The sequence below is a fragment of the Roseomonas sp. HF4 genome, assembly GCF_005222755.1.
In the GTDB taxonomy this organism is placed as follows: domain Bacteria; phylum Pseudomonadota; class Alphaproteobacteria; order Acetobacterales; family Acetobacteraceae; genus Neoroseomonas.
The window spans coordinates 1-20,597 of sequence record NZ_STGD01000003.1 but is presented as its reverse complement, the minus strand read 5'-3'; the positions used below and the strand labels follow the sequence as shown (position 1 = coordinate 20,597).

The 20,597-nt window shown below is 72.5% G+C and carries 20 protein-coding genes and 1 tRNA gene; 15 read left to right on the top strand and 6 right to left on the bottom strand.

Features of this window, described 5'->3' with window-relative positions; all coding sequences use genetic code 11:
* Positions 1–36: 36 nt before the first annotated feature.
* The 3 genes from E8M80_RS05670 (at position 37) to E8M80_RS25755 (ending at position 2,799) form a co-directional block, all read left to right on the top strand.
* A complete protein-coding gene (locus tag E8M80_RS05670; RefSeq protein WP_137124705.1) occupies positions 37–1,233 on the top strand; it encodes an NAD(P)/FAD-dependent oxidoreductase in 1,197 nt (398 codons plus the stop codon).
* Between the two features lie 163 nt (positions 1,234–1,396).
* On the top strand, positions 1,397–2,029 hold the full coding sequence (locus E8M80_RS05665) for an isochorismatase family protein (protein ID WP_137124704.1): 633 nt from the start codon (positions 1,397–1,399) through the stop codon (positions 2,027–2,029).
* Positions 2,026–2,799 carry a hypothetical protein gene (locus E8M80_RS25755; protein WP_170979208.1) on the top strand — a complete coding sequence of 258 codons (774 nt, stop codon included), beginning with the start codon at positions 2,026–2,028 and terminating at the stop codon, positions 2,797–2,799. Before E8M80_RS05665 ends, E8M80_RS25755 begins: the two co-directional genes overlap by 4 nt.
* Before the next feature lie 6 nt (positions 2,800–2,805).
* Here E8M80_RS25755 and E8M80_RS05650 read toward each other — a convergent pair whose 3' ends face one another.
* Positions 2,806–3,780: a tripartite tricarboxylate transporter substrate binding protein gene (locus E8M80_RS05650; protein WP_137124701.1), complete on the bottom strand. Its 975-nt coding sequence runs from the start codon at positions 3,778–3,780 to the stop codon at positions 2,806–2,808.
* Positions 3,781–3,903: 123 nt separating this feature from the next.
* Between E8M80_RS05650 and E8M80_RS05645 the strand changes: the two genes are divergently transcribed.
* From E8M80_RS05645 to E8M80_RS05630, 4 genes are all read left to right on the top strand, one after another.
* Entirely contained in the window at positions 3,904–4,653 is a 750-nt protein-coding gene (locus E8M80_RS05645; RefSeq protein ID WP_137124700.1) for an arylmalonate decarboxylase, read from the top strand.
* The gene (locus tag E8M80_RS05640; protein ID WP_137124699.1) at positions 4,653–5,087 is read left to right on the top strand and encodes a CoA-binding protein; all 435 of its coding nucleotides are present in this window, start codon (positions 4,653–4,655) and stop codon (positions 5,085–5,087) included. Before E8M80_RS05645 ends, E8M80_RS05640 begins: the two co-directional genes overlap by 1 nt.
* Positions 5,088–5,205: 118 nt before the next feature.
* Positions 5,206–5,889: a DUF2076 family protein gene (locus E8M80_RS05635; protein ID WP_137124698.1), complete on the top strand. Its 684-nt coding sequence runs from the start codon at positions 5,206–5,208 to the stop codon at positions 5,887–5,889.
* Positions 5,890–5,993: 104 nt separating this feature from the next.
* Complete coding sequence (locus tag E8M80_RS05630; protein ID WP_137124697.1) at positions 5,994–6,851, top strand: LysR family transcriptional regulator; 858 nt, start codon at positions 5,994–5,996, stop codon at positions 6,849–6,851.
* 163 nt (positions 6,852–7,014) lie between these two features.
* Here E8M80_RS05630 and E8M80_RS05625 read toward each other — a convergent pair whose 3' ends face one another.
* The 5 genes from E8M80_RS05625 to E8M80_RS05605 form a co-directional block, all read right to left on the bottom strand.
* Entirely contained in the window at positions 7,015–7,902 is an 888-nt protein-coding gene (locus E8M80_RS05625) for a hypothetical protein (RefSeq protein WP_137124696.1), read from the bottom strand.
* 139 nt (positions 7,903–8,041) lie between these two features.
* A complete protein-coding gene (locus E8M80_RS05620; RefSeq protein ID WP_137124695.1) occupies positions 8,042–8,311 on the bottom strand; it encodes an acyl carrier protein in 270 nt (89 codons plus the stop codon).
* Positions 8,308–9,747, bottom strand: a complete 1,440-nt coding sequence (locus E8M80_RS05615; RefSeq protein WP_170979207.1) for a class I adenylate-forming enzyme family protein — start codon at positions 9,745–9,747, stop codon at positions 8,308–8,310. Before E8M80_RS05615 ends, E8M80_RS05620 begins: the two co-directional genes overlap by 4 nt.
* 13 nt (positions 9,748–9,760) lie before the next feature.
* Complete coding sequence (locus E8M80_RS05610; RefSeq protein WP_206035580.1) at positions 9,761–10,774, bottom strand: NAD(P)-dependent oxidoreductase; 1,014 nt, start codon at positions 10,772–10,774, stop codon at positions 9,761–9,763.
* Positions 10,775–10,857: 83 nt separating this feature from the next.
* A complete protein-coding gene (locus E8M80_RS05605) occupies positions 10,858–11,832 on the bottom strand; it encodes an NAD(P)-dependent oxidoreductase (RefSeq protein WP_137124692.1) in 975 nt (324 codons plus the stop codon).
* A 365-nt stretch (positions 11,833–12,197) separates the two neighbouring features.
* On the opposite strand from E8M80_RS05605, the gene E8M80_RS05600 reads away from it, so the two are divergent.
* The 8 genes from E8M80_RS05600 to E8M80_RS05565 form a co-directional block, all read left to right on the top strand.
* Entirely contained in the window at positions 12,198–13,778 is a 1,581-nt protein-coding gene (locus E8M80_RS05600) for a 2-isopropylmalate synthase (protein ID WP_137124691.1), read from the top strand.
* A gap of 167 nt (positions 13,779–13,945) precedes the next feature.
* Positions 13,946–14,989, top strand: coding sequence for a rod shape-determining protein (locus E8M80_RS05595; protein ID WP_137124690.1), 1,044 nt, complete (start codon positions 13,946–13,948; stop codon positions 14,987–14,989).
* A 64-nt stretch (positions 14,990–15,053) separates the two neighbouring features.
* Positions 15,054–15,920 carry a rod shape-determining protein MreC gene (mreC, locus tag E8M80_RS05590; protein ID WP_137124689.1) on the top strand — a complete coding sequence of 289 codons (867 nt, stop codon included), beginning with the start codon at positions 15,054–15,056 and terminating at the stop codon, positions 15,918–15,920.
* A 12-nt stretch (positions 15,921–15,932) separates the two neighbouring features.
* Entirely contained in the window at positions 15,933–16,490 is a 558-nt protein-coding gene (locus tag E8M80_RS05585; RefSeq protein ID WP_137124688.1) for a rod shape-determining protein MreD, read from the top strand.
* Positions 16,487–18,388: a penicillin-binding protein 2 gene (gene mrdA, locus E8M80_RS05580; protein WP_137124687.1), complete on the top strand. Its 1,902-nt coding sequence runs from the start codon at positions 16,487–16,489 to the stop codon at positions 18,386–18,388. Before E8M80_RS05585 ends, mrdA begins: the two co-directional genes overlap by 4 nt.
* Positions 18,385–19,530, top strand: a complete 1,146-nt coding sequence (rodA, locus tag E8M80_RS05575; RefSeq protein ID WP_137124686.1) for a rod shape-determining protein RodA — start codon at positions 18,385–18,387, stop codon at positions 19,528–19,530. The genes mrdA and rodA overlap by 4 nt, the downstream gene beginning before the upstream one ends.
* 230 nt (positions 19,531–19,760) lie before the next feature.
* Positions 19,761–19,836: transfer RNA gene (locus E8M80_RS05570), tRNA-Lys, on the top strand.
* A gap of 144 nt (positions 19,837–19,980) precedes the next feature.
* Positions 19,981–20,597: transposase (locus E8M80_RS05565; protein ID WP_137125029.1), on the top strand; the 617-nt coding region annotated here is incomplete at its 3' end.

The following is a 20,597-nucleotide window of genomic DNA, read 5'->3' as shown; positions in this document are numbered from 1 at the left end:
TGCGGCGCAATGAAGCGACCCCCGACGGAGCCCCGCATGACCGAGAACCGCGTCCTCATCGCCGGCGCCGGCCCGGCCGGTCTGGTCGCCGCCGCCGTGCTGGCCGAGGCGGGCGTCCCCGTCGCCATCGTCGAGCAGGCGCGCGACCTGCCGGACGACCTGCGGGCTTCCACCTTCCACCCGCCGACGCTCGACATGCTGGACCGCTTCGGCGTGACGGGGGCGATGATCGAGCAGGGGCTGGTGTGCCCGACCTGGCAGTTCCGCGACCGGCAGAAGGGTGTGATCGCGACCTTCGACCTCGGCCACCTGAAGGACGACACGAAGCACCCCTACAGGCTGCAATGCGAGCAATGGCGCCTGACGCGCATGCTGCGCGACCGGCTGGCGGACAATCCCGACGTCGCCTTCGTCTACGACGCGCGCGCGGTCGAGGTGGCGCAGGATTCCGACGGCGTGACGCTCACGATCGAGCGCCCAGACGGGTCGCGCGAGCCGCTCGGCGGCCGCTTCCTGGTCGGTGCGGACGGCGCGTCCTCGGCGGTGCGCAAGTCGCTCGGCATCGGGTTCGAGGGAGAGACGATCCCGGAGATCTTCCTCACGCTCTCGACCACCTTCGCCTTCCATGACGCGATCGGGGACCTGACGAACATCGCCTACATCTCCGACCCCGAGGAATGGTTCGTGCTGCTGCGCACCGCATCCCTCTGGCGGGTGCTGTTCCCGACCGACCCGGCCGAGACCGAGGCGCGCATGATGGACCCGGCGCGCATCGAGGAACGGCTGCAGGCGGTGGTGCCAAACCCGGCCGGCTACGAGCTCCGCCACCGCACCGCCTATCGCGTGCATGAGCGTGTGGCCGAGACCTATGCGCAGGGCCGCTGCTTCCTGGCCGGCGATGCCGCGCACATCAACAACCCGCTGGGCGGCATGGGGATGAACGGCGGCGTGCATGATTCCTTCAACCTGGCGGAGAAGCTTGCGCAGGTCTGGCGCGGCGCCGACCCCGCGCTGCTGGAGCGCTACGGCCGGCAGCGCCGGAAGGTCGCGCTCGAGACCGTGCAGGCGACGACAATGCGCAACCGCCAGATCCTGAACCAGCGCGACCCCGAGGTGCGGCGCGCCTATCACGACGATCTGCGCGCCACCGCGGCGGACCCCGCGAAGCACCGCGCCTTCCTGCTGCGCACCTCGATGATCCAGTCGCTGCGCGACCTGGAGCAGGTGGCGTGACGCACCGGTCGGGCCACCCCCAATTCGGCCCGAGGCCCCGCCTCGGGCCGCGAGCGCAAGGCGCGACCGCGCCCAGCCCACCATCGCCCACCAGAGCACCATGGCATGGCGCGAAGGCAAGCCGCGCGGATGCGCGGCGCCCGCCGTCTGAGGGACAAACACAATGAGCGGACACCCCGAGGCCGACATCTACCACCGCCAGGGCATGGGCAACCGTGCAGGGCTCGGCCAGGCGCCGGCGCTCGTCATCGTCGATTTCGTGGTCGGCTTCGCCGATCCCGACCACTTCGGCGGCGGCAACATCGGCCCCGCGATCGGGCAGACCGTCGGCATGCTCGCCTTCGCGCGCCGGCATGGCTGGCCGGTCGCCCATACCCGCGTCGTCTATGCGGATGACGGGTCCGATGCCGGCGTCTTCACGCTGAAGGCGCCGAGCCTGCGGAAACTGACCGAGACGAGCCCGCTGTCGCAGATCGTGCCCGAGCTCGCACCCCGGCCAGGCGAGCTGGTCGTCCGCAAGCAGGGGGCTTCGGCCTTCTTCGACACCAACCTCGCCGGCTGGCTCGCGTTCCGCCGCGTGGACACGGTGCTGGTCGCGGGCTGCACCACCTCGGGCTGCGTGCGCGCGACCGTGGTGGACGCGATGCAGAACAACTTCCGCACCATCTGCCTGACCGATTGCGTGGGCGACCGCGCGATCGGCCCGCATGAGGCGAACCTGTTCGACATGGGCCAGAAATACGCCGACCTGATGACGCGCGCCGACCTCGAGACCGCCTGGAGCGAACCGCGATGAGCCTGCCCGAGATCCGCGAGCCCGACGCCCCGCCCGCGGTCGCCGCCATCTATGCCGGCCTGCGCGAGGGGGTCGGCGTCGGCCAGGTGAACCTGATCTGGCGCCACGCCGCGGCGCTGCCCGACATGCTCGACTGGCTCTGGGCGCAGGCGGCACCGGCGCTGGCCTCGGGCGCCGCGGCCGGCGCGCGGGACCGAATCGCGGCGGCGGTCGAGATGCCACCGGTCGCGGGCCTCGCCGCGCCGCCCGAGGTTGCCGCGCTGGTCGAAACCTACAACCGCGGCAACCTGACCAACCTCGCGCTGCTGACGGCGATCCGGCTGCGCGCGGCGGGCCTGGCGCCCGGCGCGGCCGGCGCCCCGGCTGCGGTCGGCGCGCCGCTGCCCGCGCCGCCACCCCTGCCCCGCCTGACGGACCTCACGCCGGAGGCCGCGGCGGCCGCGCGCGGGCTGGCCGCGCGGCACGGCCTCTCGGATCCGGCGGTCATTCCGAGCCTCTACCTCCACCTCGCGCATTGGCCGGCGGTGCTCGCCGCGCTGCCGGCGGCGCTGGCGCCGCTGTTCGAGGACGGCGCGCTGGTCGTGGCGCGCGACGCCGCGGTGGCGGCGGCCGAGGCCGAGGCACCCGCGCTCATCGCCGCCCTCGGCCCGGCGGGCGCGGCACCGGAGGGGTGCGGCGCCTTCCTCGCGCGGCTGGCCATGTTCACGCGGGAGGTGATCCCGGGGATGGTCCCGGTGGGGCTGGCGCTGCGCCGCGGCCTGGGCGGCTGAGCGCCGCTACCCCCGCCGCGCGCCCGTCGTGCGGATGATGGCGCCGATCCGCTCGCTCTCGCTCGACATGAAGCGGGCGAAGTCGGCGCGGCGCATCACCTCCGGCACCGCGCCGCCGGCGGCGATGCGCGCGCGGAGCTCCTCGTCCTGCATCGTCGCTGTCAGCGCCTCGTCGAGCTTGGCAAGGATCGGTTCCGGCACTCCGGCGGGTGTCGCCAGGCCGAACCAGCCCGTGGTCGTCACGTCCACGCCCTGTTCGCGCATCGTCGGCAGGTCGGGGAAGGCGGCGACGCGCGCCGGGCCGCTGACCGCGATCGGGCGCATCCGCCCCGCCTGCACCATGCCCGTGACGGCCGAGATCGACTGGAACAGCACGTCGAGCCGCCCCTCGATCAGGTCGGTGTTCATCTGGCCTGCCTGGTTGTAGGGCGCGTGGATGATCTCGATGCCCGTGATCTGGCCGAACTGGGCGGCGGCCAGGTGCTGGGAGGATCCGATGCCGACCGAACCGAAGTTGATCGGCCGCCCGAGCCCCTTGGCCCAGGCGACGAAGCCCTGGAGGTCGCGCGGCGGGTTCTGCGGCGGGATGACCACGATGTTCGGCACGCGCGCGATCAGGCCGACGGCGGCGAAGTCCTTCTCGGCGTCGAAGGGCATGTTGTCGTGCAGCCACTTGTTCGCGGCGTGGGAGGCGATCGAGGCGAGCCCGACCGTGTAGCCATCCGGCGCGCTGCGCGCGAGCGCGGTCATCCCGATGTTGGTTCCCGCCCCCGGCCGGTTCTCGATCACGACGGTGGTGCCGAGGCGCGGCCCCATGCGGTCGCCGATGAAGCGGGAGATCACGTCCCCCGCGCCGCCCGCCGGGCCCGGATTGATCCAGCGGATCGGACGGTCGGGCCAGGCGGCCTGGGCCCGCGCCGCGGCAGGCAGCGCCAGCACGGGGGCTGCGGCCAGCAGGGCGCGGCGATGGAAACCCGTCATGGTTCTCGTTCTCCGGCGTGAAGCGACGCGACTGTCCCTTGCCCCCGGGGCGAAGGCAAGGGCTGGCGCCGTGCGGCGCCTGTGGCAGGCTGGCGCGCCACGACGGCGACAGGAGGCAGGGCGATGGGCAGGGACATTCTGGGCTGGCGGCGCCTGTTCGGCGTGATGGGCCCTTCCACGAACACGGTCGTGCAGCCCGATTTCGACATGATGCGGCCGGCCGGCGTGACCAACCACTATTCGCGCATCTTCACGCCGAACGCGGATGCCGTCTCGAACGAGACCTTCCGCAAGGGGGCGGAACTGATCGGCGCCAATACGCTCGACGCCGTGCGCAGCGTCATGACCTGCAGCCCGGACTACCTGGTCATGGGCATGTCGGCCGTGACGTTCTTCGACGGCGCCAAGGGCGCCGACCGCTTCATCGCGCAGGTCAAGGATGTCTCGGGCCTCGACATCTCGGTCGGCTCGCATGCCTGCACGGCGGCGCTGAACGCCCATGGCGGCGTGAAGCGGCTGGCCGTGCTCTCGCCCTACTGGCCGGCCATGAACACCGAGGTCGCGCGCTACTTCGGCGACATGGGCTTCCGCGTGGTGCGCGACATCGCGCTGCAGGCACGCTCCTGGACCGGCATCGCGCAGATCACGCCGAAGCAGTGCGTGGAGGCGATCAAGCGGCTGGACGGGGACGACGTGGACGCGATCGTGCAGGTCGGCACGAACCTCTCGATGGTGAAGCTGGCCGCGATGGCCGAGATGTGGCTCGGCAAGCCCGTCATCGCCATCAACACCGCGACCTACTGGCATGCGCTGCGCGCCAACGGGATCATGGACAAGGTCGAGGGCTGCGGCCGGCTGCTCGAGGAATTCTGATGGCGGGCGAGGACGCCGCCATCCGGGACCTGCTGCTGGCCACGCGGCGGATCGCCGTGGTCGGCGCCTCCGACCGGCCGGACCGTCCGAGCCACGGCGTGTTCCGCTTCCTGCTCGACCGCGGCTACGAGGCCGTGCCGGTCAACCCGGCGCTGGCCGGGCGGCCGGTGCACGGCGTCCCGGCCGTGGCAAGCCTCGAGGAGGCCGCGCCGCTCGACCTGGTGGATGTCTTCCGCCGCAGCGCCGAGGCCGGCGCGGTGGTGGACGAGGCGATCCGCCTCGGTGCGGGGGCGGTCTGGCTCCAGCTCGGCGTCGTGGACGAGGCCGCGGCGGCGCGGGCGCGCGCGGCCGGCCTGATGGTCGTTATGGACCGTTGCCCGGCCATCGAGTGGCGTCGGCTCGGCCTGCCGCCCCGGATTGCGACCGGCGGGTAACAGCGCCGCGGGCCGGCTTGAAACCGCTCCAGCCCCGGACCATCTCGCGCGCCGTCGGGAGAGCGGGCCGGAGTAGCCAGGCGGCGCCCCCGGCCATGTCGGGAGAGGATGAGAGACGATGACAGACGAGGAACGGCGGATCATCACCGCCTTCGTGGAGCGGATCAGCGGCGCGGCGCCGATTCAGGGCGCGCCGAGCGGCCCCTGGGGCGCCACGGGCGCGGCGCAGGTGCCGAACCTGCCGCCGCTGGACCCCGAGGCGGACCGGCTGATCGCCGAGTTGTTCGCCCGCCACCCCGAGGCGCGCTACCGCATCACCCAGACGGCCTTCGCGACCGAGGCCGCGCTGATCGAGGCGAGCAACCGCATCCAGCAGCTGGAATGGGAGGTCGAGGCCGCCCAGCGCCAGGGCCAGGCGCAGGCGGCGCAGGCCGGCGGCGGCGGCATGTTCGGCGGGCTGTTCGGCGGCCGTTCGAACGCGCAGATGCCGCCGCCCATGCCGCCCCGCCCGCGGCCGCAATACCCGGCCGGCTACAACCCGCAGGCGATGGCGCAGCAGGGCCGCGGCGGCATGGGCTTCCTCGGCACGGCGGCGGCAGCAGCGGCCGGCGTGGTCGGCGGCATGATGCTGGGCAACCTGCTGATGTCGGCCATGGGCGGCGGCGCCGCGGCGGCCGCGACGCCGGCAGCGGATGCGACGCCGGTCGCCGACCAGGGCGGCTACGATGCCGCGCCGGCCGAGCAGGATGCCTGGGCCGCGGCCGATGACGGCGGTGACTGGGGCGGCGACGAGGAGATCTGATCCGGCCCGCCGGATCGGCAACGGGGCCGGGGCCTTTGGGGTTCCGGCCCTTTTCATTTGCACCCCTCATTGACGCGGGCGTGGGCATGATGGTTCCTCATGCCATGCGCGTCCCCGACCTCGATCTCGACCTGCTGCGCGGCTTCGTCACTGTGGCCGAGCGCGGCGGCTTCACCGCGGCAGGCGTCGCGCTCGGCCTGACGCAGTCGGCGATCAGCCTGAAGGTGAAGCGGCTCGAGGAGATCCTGGGCCGCCGCGTGCTCGACCGCGGCGGCCGCGGTGTCAGCCTGACGCGGGAGGGCGAGACGCTGCTCGCCTACGCAAGGCGCATCCTGGCGCTGAACGACGAGGCGGTGCGCCGGATGGTGGCGCCGCCGGTCGCGGGGCGGCTTCGCCTCGGCATCGCGGACCATTTCATCCCGCGCAACCTGGCCCCGGTGCTGGCGCGCTTCGCGCAGACCTATCCCGAGGTGCGGCTGGAGGTGGAGGTCGGGCGCAGCCACGACCTCCGCGCGGCCATGGCCGACGGCGCGCTCGACCTCGTGCTCGGCAAGCGGCGGGACGGGGAGACGGAAGGCCGCCCGGTCTTCACCGAGACCATCGTCTGGGTCGCCGCCCCCGGCTGGGCGCCGCCGGAGGACCGGCCGCTGCCCGTCGCGATGCTGCCGCAGGGCTGCATGTTCCGCGACCGCGCGCTGGCGGCGCTGGCGCGGGCGGGGATCGCCTTCGAGGTGCTCTACACCTCGGCCTCGCTGCTCGGCGTCGCGGCCGCGGCGCAGGCGGGCTTCGCGGCGACGGTGCTGGGCCGGACCGGCCTGCCGCAGGGCCTCGCGGAGCTGCCGGGCCTGCCGGCCTGCGGCACGGCCGAGATGTGCCTCTTTGGCGATGCCGAGGGCCGCAGCGCGCTGGTCGAGCCGCTTGTCGGCTTCATCCGGGAGAGCCTGGAGGCGCCGCCGGGCTGAGGGCCCGGAGCCGGACGTCGGGATGCGCCTGAACGCGCAGTCTCGAACGGTCTCTCATACCAGGCGCACGAAGGTCCGACTTACGGCCCGAAGGGCCGAGGCCGCGACTGCGGCCCGCCCGGCGTCAGAGGGGCACGAAGGTGAAGCCGTCCTGCGCCCGACATCAGGTCGCCGCCGGCCAGGTGGCGGGCAGGCCGTCGGGCGGCGTGTCGGCCAGCAGCACCTCGGCCAGGAAGCGCCCGAGCAGCCTCCGCGCCAGCAGGGTGCCGAACAACCCGTGCGGCCCCTGCACCGCGACCGTCAGCGCGCGCGCCCCCGGCAGGCCAGCCGCGAGCAGCCGTCCGCGCACCGCATCCCGCAGGTCGCCGATGCCGTGCGCCGCCACCAGCACCTCCGGCCCCGGCGGCGTCCGGGCCAGGGCGGCGTCGAGCGCGCCCCTGTCGACCTCGTCGGGCAGCCGCAGCTTCAGCGCCGCCGGGTGCGCGCCATCCACGCTGACCGCCCGGCGCGCCCGGACCAGCCGCCCGAGATACAGCGCCGCCGCGCCGCCAGCGCTGGTGCCGATGCAGCGGATGCCGCCCGGATGCCGCCCGCCCGGCAGGTCGGCCGCCAGCCGCGCCGCCAGCGCCGGCAGGTCGGCGGCATAGCCCGGCACGCCGGCGAGGAAGGCGGCACGCCCCGGGTCACGCAGGATCACGACATCGCATGACGCCGCCGGAAGCGCCTGCAGAAAGGCCGGCGCCGGCACGTTCATCCGCATCGCGATGCCGGTGAAGGCGACGACGAGGCAGCGCGGCGAGCCCTCGCCCTCGCCTTCGTAGAAGGTCGCGTTGTCGGACAGGTCGCGGCGACGGAACGCCTGCGCCCCGCCGCCCGCCAGCATCAGCATGCCGCGCAGCTTCCCGAGCCAGGCGGCGGCCTGCGGCGGCAGGCCGGCGGGTTCGAGCGCCTCGACCTCGGCGGGCGAGAGGAGGTTCTCGGCGTCGATCTGGACGCGGTAGAAATCCGCCGCCGTCCGGCAGGCGGCGAAGCGGTCGGGAAGCGTCGTCACGTGGGGCGCGCCCGGACGGCAATGGCGGCAGGGCTGCGCGGACCGCCGGGGCCGGCCGCCGCGGCGCAGCGCGGGTCCCGGCGCGCGCAGCCGGCGGCGCGCCGCGCCAGGCGCGACAGCCACGAGGGCGCCGCAGCGGTCATTCGCGGCGTGCGAGATGCGCCGCCAGCGCGTCGACGCCCGGATGGTCCAGCAGCGCCGCCTCGCCGATCTCGATGCCGTGCTCGAGCTGCATCCAAATGCAGAATTCCATGCGCGCGAGGGAATCGTAGCCCAGTTCCTCGAAGCCGCACTCCGCCGACGGGTCCGCGAGCCGCGCAAGCAGCGCGGGGTCGGAGACCGACACGACCGGATTCTGACGCACACCCTCGGCGATGATGGCGCGCAGCGCCGCCCTGTCCCGCATCATTCACCCTCCGTCCGCAGCAGCGCCACGAGGTCGCGCCGCACCACCTTGCCCGACGCGTTGCGCGGCAGCGCGGCCAGCACCACCACCTTGCGCGGCGCCCGCAGGCCAAGCCGCGCCCGGCAATGGGCGAGCAGCGCCGCAGCATCGAAGCCGTCGCCGGCCACCACCGCCAGCACGGGAATGTCGCCCAGCGCGCCGGAGGGCACCGCGAAGGCGGCGCAGTCGCGCAGTTCGGGGAAGCCCTCGGCCGCCGCCTCGATTTCCGCGGGGAAGATCTTGATGATGCCGAGCGTCATGCGGTCGTCCGCGCGGCCCGCGACCAGAAGCTCGCCGCCCGGCAGCACGCGCCCGACATCGCCCGGGCGGAACCAGCCGTCATCGAAGAAGCGGGCATCGGCCTCGGGGTCGTCGACGTAGCCGCGCACGGCGCCTGCCGAACGGAAGCGGAGCAGCCCTTCCTCGCCGGGCGGCAGGGGTTGGCCATCCTCGCCGGTCACCTCGGCCTCGACGCCGGGCAGGACCTGTCCGGCCGAATCCGGGTGGCGCCCGTGGTCGTCGGGGCCGGCGATACTGACGAGGCCGACCTCGGTGGTGCCGTAGATGACGTGCAGCGCGCAGCCGAGTCTCGCCTGCGCCTGCAGCCGCACCGCCTGCGGCACGCGCGTGCCGGTGGTCAGGATGCGGGTGCCGGGGGGCCAGGCCGCGCCGTCCAGCCCGTCGGGCAGCGCGGCCAGCGCCGGCGGCGCCAGATGGAGGCGCTGCACCCCGAAGCGCGCGACAAGGCGCGCGAGGTCGCGCGCCGGCAGCGTGCCGGTCAGAACTTCGGTCCCGCCGGTCAGCAGGCTGCGGACGGTGAGGCGCCGGCTGTGATGGCCGTCGAAGCTCGGCGCATGGAGGAATACCCGGCCGAAGCCCGCCAGCATGTCGGCCTTGTGGGTCACCACCGGCTCCTCGGCCAGCATCAGCTTGGGTCGCCCCGTGGTGCCCGAGGTCGAGAAGACCATGGTGCCGCGCCCGACCGGCGGGGCGTGGGCGGCGTCGCGCCCGGCGGCGGCGGCGTCGAAATCCGGACGCAGCAGCGCCGCGCCGCCGCGGGCCTCCGCCGCCGCCTCCCCCACCACGGCGACAAGGCCGAGCCGGCGCGCCAGCGCATCGCGCAGCGGCGCGGGGTCGGAGGGCGGCAGGCTGACCTGGCGGCAGCCGAGGCGCATCAGCGCGAGCGAGACGACGATGTGCCCGACCACGTCGCCGACCGTGATGCCGACCGCGTCGCCCGGCGCGATCCCGCCCCGCGCGAGCTGCCCCGCCATGCCGTGCACCTGGCGCAGCAACGCGCCATAGGCGATGGGCGTGCCGTCCCGCAGCAGCGCCGGGTTGTCGGGGATGCGGCGCGCGACCGCCTCGATCCGCGTGAGGACAGGCGCGGCTTCGGTCATCTGCTCTGCCGCATCAGGACGCCCGGGCCTCATTGCCCTCGATCCAGGCCATGAGGCGCTTCAGCCCTTCCTCCATGCCGACCTCGGGCTTCCAGCCGATGGCGCGCGCCGCTTCCTCGTGCGCGATGCGGAAGGCGCCGCCCGATGTGAGCCGCACCTTGCCCGGCGTGTCGCCGACGAATTCGGGCTCGATGTCCGACCCGGCGAGGCGCGTGACCATCCGCACGAGGTCCAGCGTCGTGACCGGCTTGGGGCCCGAGGTGTTGACCGCGACATCCGTCGCGTCGGCCTCGAAGGCCATGCGGTTGGCGCGGGCGAGGTCGCCCACGTAGACGAAGTGCTTCGTCTCGGACCCGTCGCCGAAGACCTGCGGGCGCTCGCCGCGCTTCACCTTGTCCCAGGTCTCGATGATGTAGAGCGCGTTCGCCGCGCGGTAGTGCTGGCGTTCGCCGTACACGGTCGAGTAGCGCAACACGACGTAGTCGAGCCCGAAGCGGCGCTTGTAGTCGCGGCACAGTTGCTCGCCGATGATCTTGGTGGCGCCGTAGAGGATCGCCGCCGGCGGCGCGCCCACCGAGTGGAAGGGCGTGGCCTCGACCAGGTCCCCCTTCACCCCCGGCCCGTAGCCGTAGACCGCGTTGGAGGAGGCAAAGACGACCTTCTTCACGCCGTTCGCGCGCGCCGCCTCCAGCGCGTTCTGCACGCCGCGGATGTTGACGTCGAGGCCGCCCCAGGGGTCGCGGTCCATGTTCAGCGTCATGTAGGCGGCAAGCAGCAGCGCGCCCTGGCAGCCTTCCATGGCGCGCAGCAGGTCCGGCAGGCGCATGACGTCGCCGCGCACCAGCCGGAGCCGCGGGTTGTCGGCCAGATGCGCGACGGCGGCCTCGGAGCCCATCGAGAAATTGTCGAACAGCACGACCTCGGCGGCGCCGGCGTCGAGCAGCTCGGCCGCGGTGGCGGAGCCGACCAGGCTCGCGCCGCCCACGATGATGAAGCGATGGCCGGCGACCGGCACGGCGGCAGTCATGCGGTGTGCATCCATTGGTTCCTTGGTTTCCCCGGGCGGGATCATCGCGCGGCGCGGCGCCCGCCGCCAGGGGAGGCGGGCGGCTACCCGCGCTGCAGGATCCCGGGGTTGACCATCATGGCCGGGTCCGGCCTTCCGTCCAGTGCATCGAGCAGGTTGCGCGCCGCCGCGACCGCCATGCGGGACAGCCCTTCCTCCGTGCTCGCCGCCGAATGCGGGCTGACCACGACATTGGGCAGCGACAGCAGCGGGTTGCCGGGCTCGGCGGGCTCGGTTTCCAGCACGTCGGTCCCGAAGCCCATCAGGCGGCCCGAGCGCAGCGCCGCCGCCACCGCCGCCTGCTGCGCGACCGGCCCGCGCGCGGTGTTGACAAGGATGGCGCCCGGCCGGAGCGCCGCCAGCGCGGCCTCGTCCATCAGGTGGTGCGTGTGCGGCGTGAGCGGGCAATGGAGGGTCACGACATCGGATCGCGCCAGGGCGGCGTGCAGGTCGCGGGCGGGTTCGTGCCCGTCGGCGGCGATGCGGGCGGGATGGTAGAGCGGGTCGTGCACCAGCACGCGCATGTGGAAGGCGCGGCAATATTGCGCGACGCGCGCGCCGATCCGCCCGTAGCCCACGACCAGCACCGTTCGCCCGGCCAGGTCCACCATGCGCGGGCCGTCCTCCGGCCACCAGCCGCCGGCCTTCACATGCGCATCGGCATCGACCGCGCGGCGCGCGACCGCCAGCATCAGCATCATGGCGTGCTCGGCGACCGACAGGTCGTTGGTGCCGTTCACCACCATCACGGGAATGCCGCGTTCGGAGCAGGCCGGGATATCGATGGTGTCGAAGCCGACGCCGACGCGCGAGACCGCGCGCAGCCGGGGCGCGGCGGCGAGCGCGGCGTGGTCCACGCGCTCGAGCCAGGCGATCAGGCCATCCGCATCGGCCAGCGCGGCGTGCAGGGCATCGGCGGCCGGGTCGAACAACTCGGTGATGTCGAGGTCGCCGCGCGCCGCCAGCACCGCCGCGCCGGCGGGGTGCAGCGGGCGGCCGAGGATGATCCTGTGCGGCATGGTCTGGCCTTTCCGGTTGGGGCGCGCAGCATCGCGCGACGGCGCGTAGGTGCAAGGGCGCTACGGCGCGGGGGCGCAAGGGCGCGACGGTGCGTGGGCGCAAGGGCGCGGGGGGCCGATCCGCGCTTGCGGGGCCGGGCAGGCGCCGTTTATGGTGCGGGAGCGATGAACCCGCGCGCCATCCTTGCCGGCCTGACCCTGGGGCGTCCCGCCCCCGCGGCCGCGCGCGCGCCGATTGGCCTGCTCCTCCTTCGACTTACCCGCCCCTGGGCGTGACGCCCGGCTGACAGCAGCCGGTGCTCGCTCAGGGGAACCTGGGGTCGAACGCGCATATCCACATCATCGCCACACAGGAAACGCCTGACATGGCCATCACCCATCCTTCCTTCGGCACCCTGGCCGACGACCGCATCATCATCTTCGACACGACGCTGCGCGACGGCGAGCAGTCGCCGGGCTTCTCGATGAACCTCGAGGAGAAGCTGCGCATGGCCGAGGCGCTGTGGGACCTCGGCATCGACGTGATGGAGGCGGGCTTCCCCATCGCCTCCCCCGGCGACTTCGAGAGCGTGCTGTCCATCGCCCAGCATTTCGCCAAGGACGGCCCCGTGGTCTGCGGCCTGTCGCGCACCGCGCCGGCCGACATCCTGCGCGCGGCGGAAGCGGTGAAGCCGGCGGCGCGCAAGCGCATCCACACCTTCGTCTCGACCAGCCCGCTGCACATGCGGGTCAAGCTGCGGCTCGAGCCCGAGCAGGTGCTGGACCTGGTCACCACCTCCGTCACGCTGGCCCGCCAACACACCGACGACGTCGAATGGTCGGCCGAGGACGGCACGCGCACCGATCCCGACTTCCTCTGCCGATGCGTGGAAGCCGCGATCAAGGCGGGTGCCACCACCATCAACATCCCGGACACGGTCGGCTACGCCCTGCCCGAGGACATGCACCGCATCTTCACCATGGTGCGGGACCGCGTGCCCGGCGCGGACCGCATCATCCTGTCGGCGCACAACCACAACGACCTCGGCCTCGCGGTGGCGAACACGCTGGCCGCGATCCGCGCCGGCGCGCGGCAGGTGGAGAGCACCATCAACGGCATCGGCGAACGCGCGGGCAATGCCAGCCTCGAGGAAGTGGTCATGGCGCTGCGCACGCGCCACGACGCCATCCCGACGAAGAACAACATCGTCTCCGAGCGGATCCTCAAGACGTCCAAGCTGCTGTCCACCATCACCGGCTTCGACGTGCAGCCGAACAAGGCGATCGTCGGCCGCAACGCCTTCGCCCATGAATCCGGCATCCACCAGGACGGCGTGCTGAAGGACAAGTCGACCTACGAGATCATGACGCCCGAGAGCGTCGGCTGGTCGAACACCTCGCTCGTGATGGGCAAGCATTCGGGCCGCGCGGCGTTCCGCGACAAGCTCAAGGGCCTGGGCTACGAGATCGGCGACAACCAGCTGAACGACGCCTTCCGGCGCTTCAAGGACCTGGCCGACCGCAAGAAGGTCGTCTACGACGAGGACATCGTGGCGCTGGTGGACGACGAGGTGGTGCGCGGCCACGACCGCATCCGCCTGACCGCGCTCACGGTCGCGACCGGCATGGCGACGAAGCCCACCGCCTCCATCACGCTCGAGATCGACGGCGTCGCGAAGGACGGCGTGGCCGCCGGGGACGGCGCGGTGGATGCCACCTTCAACGCGCTCCGCAACGCCTTCCCGCACGAGGTCGACCTCAAGCTCTATGCCGTGCAGTCGGTCACCGGCGGCACCGACGCCCAGGCGCGCGTGACCGTGCGGCTGGAGGAGGGAGGCAAGCTGGTGGACGGCCAGGGCTCGGACACCGACACCATCGTGGCCTCGGCGCGCGCCTATGTGCACGCCCTCAACAAGCTGCTGGTCAAGCGCGCCAGGACCGAGCCGCCGGCCGTGCTGCGCGCCTGAGCGCCCGGCCGCCCCGGGGCTCGCGCCCCGGGGGTTCGGGAATCCGGCTTGAGAGTCCGGCCCCGGGGGGGTAAACGCCCCCGTCCTCTCTCACGCTCCAGCAGTCGCGACGGAGGCCCCGGCCTCCCTTCGCGGGCGGGGCGTCCCCGTCGGAAGGTCCGGTACCCATGTTCTCACGCCTGTTCGGCTTCCTGTCCGCCGACATGGCCATCGACCTCGGCACCGCGAATACCCTTGTCTATGTGAAGGGCCGGGGCATCGTCCTGAACGAGCCGAGCGTCGTCGCCATCTCAGACCTGCGCGGCCGCAAGCAGGTGCTGGCGGTCGGCGAGGAGGCGAAGCTGATGCTCGGCCGCACGCCGGGGAACATCGCCGCCATCCGGCCGCTGCGCGACGGGGTCATCGCCGATTTCGAAGTCGCGGAGGAAATGATCAAGCATTTCATCCGCAAGGTGCATAACCGGCGCTCCTTCGCCTCCCCCATGATCATCGTCTGCGTGCCCTCGGGCAGCACGGCGGTGGAACGCCGTGCCATCCAGGAAAGCGCGGAATCCGCCGGCGCCCGGCGCGTGCTGCTGATCGAGGAGCCCATGGCGGCCGCGATCGGCGCCGGCCTGCCGGTGACCGAGCCTTCGGGGTCGATGATCGTGGACATCGGCGGCGGCACGACCGAGGTGGCGGTCATCAGCCTCGGCGGCATCGTCTACGCCCGCAGCGTGCGCGTGGGCGGCGACAAGCTCGATGAGGCAATCATCAGCTACATCCGCCGCCAGTTCAACCTGCTGATCGGCGAGAGCACGGCCGAGCGCATCAAGATCGAGATCGGCGCAGCCGCCCCCCCCGAGGACGGGGAGGAAGGCCCGCTGGCCGAGGTCAAGGGCCGCGACCTGATGAACGGCGTGCCGCGCGAGGTGGTCGTCAGCCAGCGCCAGGTGGCCGAGTCGCTGGCCGAGCCGGTCTCCCAGATCGTCGAGGCGGTGAAGGTCGCGCTCGAGAACACGCCGCCCGAACTCGCCGCCGACATCGTGGACAAGGGCATCGTGCTGACCGGCGGCGGCGCCCTGCTGAACCGGCTCGACCAGGTGCTGCGGGATGCCACGGGCCTGCCCGTGGTGGTGGCCGAGGAAGCGCTGTCCTGCGTGGCGCTCGGCACCGGCCGGGCGCTCGAGGACATCAAGCGGCTTCGCCACGTCCTGAGTTCGATGTATTGATGGGTCCACCGGCCTTGCGGCCGGCCAGGGGCTGCATCGGGTCTGGCAGGAGGGTGACGCAAGCGTGATCCGGCTGAGCATTCCGCTCCGTCAGGCGCTCGCGCGGCTCGCCCTGCCGCTGATGATCGCCGCCGCCTTCGGCGTCATGCTGCTGGGCAAGGCCGACGCCCTTCTGGCCGAGCGGCTGCGCGCGCAGTTGGCCGATGCGCTCGCCCCCATCTACGCCGCGCTGGCCGAGCCCATGAGCGCCGTGCGCGGCGCGGTCGAGGAAGTGCGCGCGCTCACCACGCTGCGCGAGGAGAACGCGCTGCTCCGCCAGGAGAACGAGCGCCTGCGCCGCTGGCACGCAACCGCCCTCGCGCTCGAATCCGAGAACGACATGCTGCGCCGGCAGCTCAATTTCCTGCCCGAGGCGGCGCCCGCCTTCGTCACCGCCCGCGTCGTCGCCGATGGCGGCGGCACCTATGCGCGCGCGGTGCTGCTGGCCGCCGGGCCGCAGCACGGCATCCGCAAGGGCCAGGTGGCGCTGGACGAACGCGGCTTCGTCGGCCGCGTCACCGAGGTCGGCACGCGCTCGGCCCGCGTGCTGCTCGCGACCGACATGAACAGCCGCATCCCCGTGACGCTGGAAGGCAGCCGGGCCCGCGCCATCATGGCCGGCAGCAACGGCGCCCGGCCGCGCCTCGCCCATTGGCCCGAGGGCGTCATCCCGGTCGAGGGCGAGCGGGTCGTGACCAATGCTGAGGCGGGCGCCTTTCCGGCCGGGCTGCCGGTCGGCGTGGTGCGCGTCTCCGCCCAGGGCGTGCCGGAGGTTGAGCTGTTCGCACGGCTCGACCGGCTCGATTCCGTACGGCTCTTCGACTACGGGCTGCGCGGGATCCTGCCGCCGGAATCCGTGGCGCGCCCGGAACCCCGCCAGGGCCGGCGCTAGGGGCCGCGCCGGATGGCGAACGCCCCTTTCCGCCGGCCAGAGGGCCGGCCCGCGCCCGCCCCCGGGCTGCTCCGCCGGATCGACGATTTCGCACGGCTTGCCTTCCCCGGCGTATCGACTGCCGTGCTGCTGGTGCTGGCCGCGGCGCCGGTCAGCCTGCCCTCCCCGGTCTTCGCGGTGGCGCTGCCCTGCGTCGCCTTCTGGACCGTCTTCCGCCCCGCCGCCATGGCGCCGCCCGTGACCTTCGCGCTCGGCCTGCTGCTCGACCTGCTGACGCTGGCGCCGCTCGGCGCCGGGGTGCTGGTGCTGCTCGTGGTGCATGGCCTGGCGCTGCGCTTCCGGCGCTTCCTCGCGCGGCAGTCCTTCCTGGCGGTCTGGCTCGCCTTCTGCCTGGCGGCGGCCGGCGCGGCAGGGCTCCATTGGGCGATGCAGGCGCTGCTGGCGCTGAGCCTTCCTCCCCTGGCGCCGGCCATGCACGCGGCACTGCTCTCGGCCGGGCTCTACCCCGCCGTCGCGTTGGTGCTGACCCGCCTGCACGAGGCCATGCGCCATGCGGAGGGCGCGCCATGAGCTGGCGCCCCCGCGCCAGCGCCGGCCTGCTCGGCGGCGAGCGCAGCGTGCGGAAGGAGGAGGAGCGCCGTCGCGGCAGCTTCACCCGCCGCGCCGCGGTGCTGGGCGCGGTGCAGCTCGGCGCCTTCGGCTTCCTCGGCTCCCGCCTCTATCGCCTGCAGATCGAGGAAGGCACGCGCTACGCGACGCTCGCCGAGGAGAACCGCGTCTCCGCCCGCCTCTTCGCGCCGCCACGCGGGCGCATCCTCGACCGATCGGGCAAGGTGGTGGCGGGCAACCGGCTGAACTGGCGCGCCCTGCTGGTGGCCGAGCAGACGGCCGATGCGCGCGCGACGATCGAGACCTTCTCCAAGATCGTGCCGCTCGGCGACCACGAGAAGACGCGGATCGAGCGCGACATCCGCCGCAACCGGCGCTTCGTGCCCGTCGTGCTGCGCGAATTCCTGACCTGGGAGGAGATGGCCGCGATCGAGGTGAACGCGCCGGACCTGCCCGGCATCTCAGTCGACATGGGCACCACCCGCATCTACCCCGAGACCGAGCACCTGGCCCATGTCGTGGGCTACGTCGCCGCGCCCGCGGAATCGGACGTGGGCGACGACCCGCTGCTGCAGCTGCCCGGCATCCGGGTCGGTCGCGCCGGGGTCGAGCGCCACCACGACCGCATCCTGCGCGGCCGCGCAGGCGCGGTGGAGGTCGAGGTCAACGCCGTCGGCCGCGTCATCCGCGAGCTCGACCGGCGGGAGGGCATCCCCGGCCAGGACGTGCAGATCAGCGTCGATTCCGAGCTTCAGAAGGCGATCCGCGGCAAGATCCAGGAAGGCACCACCGCGGTGCTGCTCGATGCCCGCAACGGGGAGGTGCTGGCCATGGCCACCAAGCCCTCCTTCGACCCGAACATCTTCAATTCGGGCGTGAGCGCGGCGCAGTGGCGGCAATGGACCGCGAGCCGCCAGACGCCGCTGATCAACCGCGCGACCAACGGGCTCTATGCGCCGGGATCGACCTTCAAGATGATGGTGGGCCTGGCGGCGCTGGAGGCGCGCGTCGCGCGGCCGGGCGATGTCGTGCACTGCCCCGGCCACCTCGATTTCGGCAACAACCGCTTCCACTGCCACAACCGCAACGGCCATGGCGGGATGAACATGCGCACGGCCATCATGGCCTCCTGCGACGTGTATTTCTACGAGATGGCCAAGCGCGTCGGCATGGACCGGATCGCGGCCATGGCGAACCGCTTCGGCATGGGCGTGGACCTCGAGATCGAGATTCCCGGCACAAGGCGCGGCCTGATGCCGACGCGCGGCTGGCGCCAGGCGCAGGGCAAGCCCTGGTCGATCGGCGACACCATCGTGCACGGCATCGGCCAGGGCTTCTACCAGCTGACCCCGCTCTCGCTGGCGGTGATGACGGCGCGCCTGGCCACCGGGCGGGCGGTGCAGCCGCACCTGACGCGCAGCATCGGCGGCCGCCCCGTGCGCGGCAGCCGGCCGGAGGACTGGCCGAGCCTCGGCATCGCCGATGCCGACCTGCGGCTGATGCGCGACGCCATGTGGGCGGTGGTGAACGGCGGTGGCACCGCCGGCGCGTCCCGCCTGCCGTCGCAATACGGGCAGATGGCCGGCAAGACCGGCACGACGCAGGTCCGCCGCGTGACGCGCGAACAGCGCGAACGCGGCTTCAACGTCTCCCAGGTGCCGCGGGAATGGCGGCCGCATGCGCTGTTCGTCGCCTATGCGCCGCACGACAACCCGCTCTATGCGCTGTCCGTGATCGTCGAGCACGGCACCAGCGGGTCGGGTGCCGCGGCGCCGCTGGCGCGCGACATCCTGGTCGAGACCTTCCAGCGGCTGGGTCCCCAGCGGCCGGGCCAGCGGGTGGCGGAGGCGCCACGATGATCTTCGAACGCCGACTGCTCGCCCGCGACCGCGGCGCCGGCATCCTCGAGAAACTCTGGCAGATCCCCTGGACCTTCGTGCTGCTGCTCTGCGGCGTCGCCGCCATCGGGTATGTCGCGCTGCTCTCGGCCGGGAGCGGCAATCCCGACACCTACGCGCAGAAGCACGCGATCCGCTTCGGCTTCGGCCTGGTCGTGATGCTCGGCATCGCGCTGGTCGACATCCGCGTCATCGCGCGCTTCGCCTGGGTCGCGTATCTGGGCGGGATCGGGCTGCTCGTGCTCGTGCTGCTGCACGGCACGGTGGGCAAGGGGGCGCAGCGCTGGATCGACGTGGGGCCGGTGCAGCTGCAGCCGTCGGAGCTCATGAAGATCGTGCTGGTGCTGGGGCTCACCGCCTGGTTCCACCGGGCGTCCTGGCAGCGCATCGGCAACCCGCTGTTCCTGATCCCGCCGGCGCTGGCGGTGCTGGTGCCGGTCGGGCTGATCCTGAAGCAGCCGAACCTCGGCACGGCGCTGATCACGGCCGCGGTGGGTGCCGCGATGTTCTGGGCGGCGGGCGTCCGGTGGTGGAAGTTCGCGGGCATCGGCGCCATCGCCGCCGCCGCCGCGCCCTTCGCCTATGACAGCCTGCACGACTACCAGCGCGCGCGCATCACGACCTTCCTCGACCCCGAGAGCGACCCGCTCGGCGCCGGCTACAACATCATCCAGTCCAAGATCGCGCTGGGGTCGGGCGGCTTGTGGGGCAAGGGCTTCCTGCAGGGCACGCAGGGCCACCTGAACTTCCTGCCCGAGAAGCAGACCGATTTCATCTTCACCATGATCGCCGAGGAATTCGGCCTGGTCGGCGCGCTGACCACGCTCGGGATGCTGCTGCTGGTGGTCGCCTTCTGTTACGTGGTGGCGTTCCGCAGCCGGCACCAGTTCGGGCGGCTGCTCGCGGTCGGGCTCGGCACCAACTACTTCCTCTATGTCTTCGTGAACGTGGCGATGGTGACCGGCTCCATTCCCGTGGGCGGCGTGCCGCTGCCGCTAATCAGCCATGGCGGGTCGGCGATGCTGACGGTGATGATGGGCTTCGGGCTGCTGCTGTCGGCCCATGTGCACCGGGACGCGGAAATGGGGCCCATGCGGGAATGATTCCAACGGTCGAATTCGTCGACCGCGGGCATTCGCCGTCACATCACCTCAGGTGCCAGACGGAACCCTCCGGGTTCCCATGCTTTCGCCGGACTCCCGGCGGCGCCCGACCGGGCACTCGGCACGAGCCGGGCGCCCGTGCCGCCGGCATGAGCCCAAAGGGGCTGGACAAACGCGCTCAGGTGGCTAATTAGCGCGTCCCTGGACCCGGCCTTCGCGCCGGGGCCGGCGGGCGCATAGCTCAGTTGGTAGAGCAGCTGACTCTTAATCAGCGGGTCCAAGGTTCGAGTCCTTGTGCGCCCACCAACACTTAGCAGAGTTATGCACAGCCTCAAAAATCACTGCGGACCCCCAGCGGACCCGCCGGGCGAAAACTGGACACCTCCAGAAACCCCTCGCCCTGAAGCCGTTCGGCTGATTCACTGACGCGGATTGGCGCGGGGGATGGCGATGGTTCGGCAGCCGGGGTTCTTCGACGTGGAGGAACGGCTGCGGGAGTTGTCGGCCAAGGGCGATGACCTCGAGCGGATCGCCGCGCTGGTCGATTTCGCCATGTTCCGCGCGGATTTGGAGTTGGCGGTGCCGCGGGCGGACGGCACGAAGGGCGGCCGGCCGGCCTTCGATCACGTGCTGATGTTCAAGATCCTGCTGCTGCAGGCGATGCACGGGCTGTCCGACGAGCGCTGCGAGTATCTCATCAAGGACCGCCTGTCGTTCATGCGCTTCCTCGGCCTCGGGCTGGCCGACCCGGTGCCGGATGCCAACACGATCTGGACCTTCCGCGAGGCGTTGAAGCGAGCCGGCGCGGTGGAGCGGCTGTTCGCGCGGTTCGATGCCACGCTGCGCGCCGCCGGCTACCTGGCGATGGGCGGGCAGATCGTGGACGCGACCATCGTCGCCGCGCCGAAGCAGCGCAACACCGAGGCGGAGCGGGCGGCGATCAAGGCCGGGCAGATCCCCGAGGGCTGGGCGGACAAGCCCGCGAAGCTGCGCCAGAAGGATCGCGATGCGCGCTGGACGGTGAAGTTCTCCAAGGCCAAGCCGCGCGAGGATGGCGCGCCGCAGGT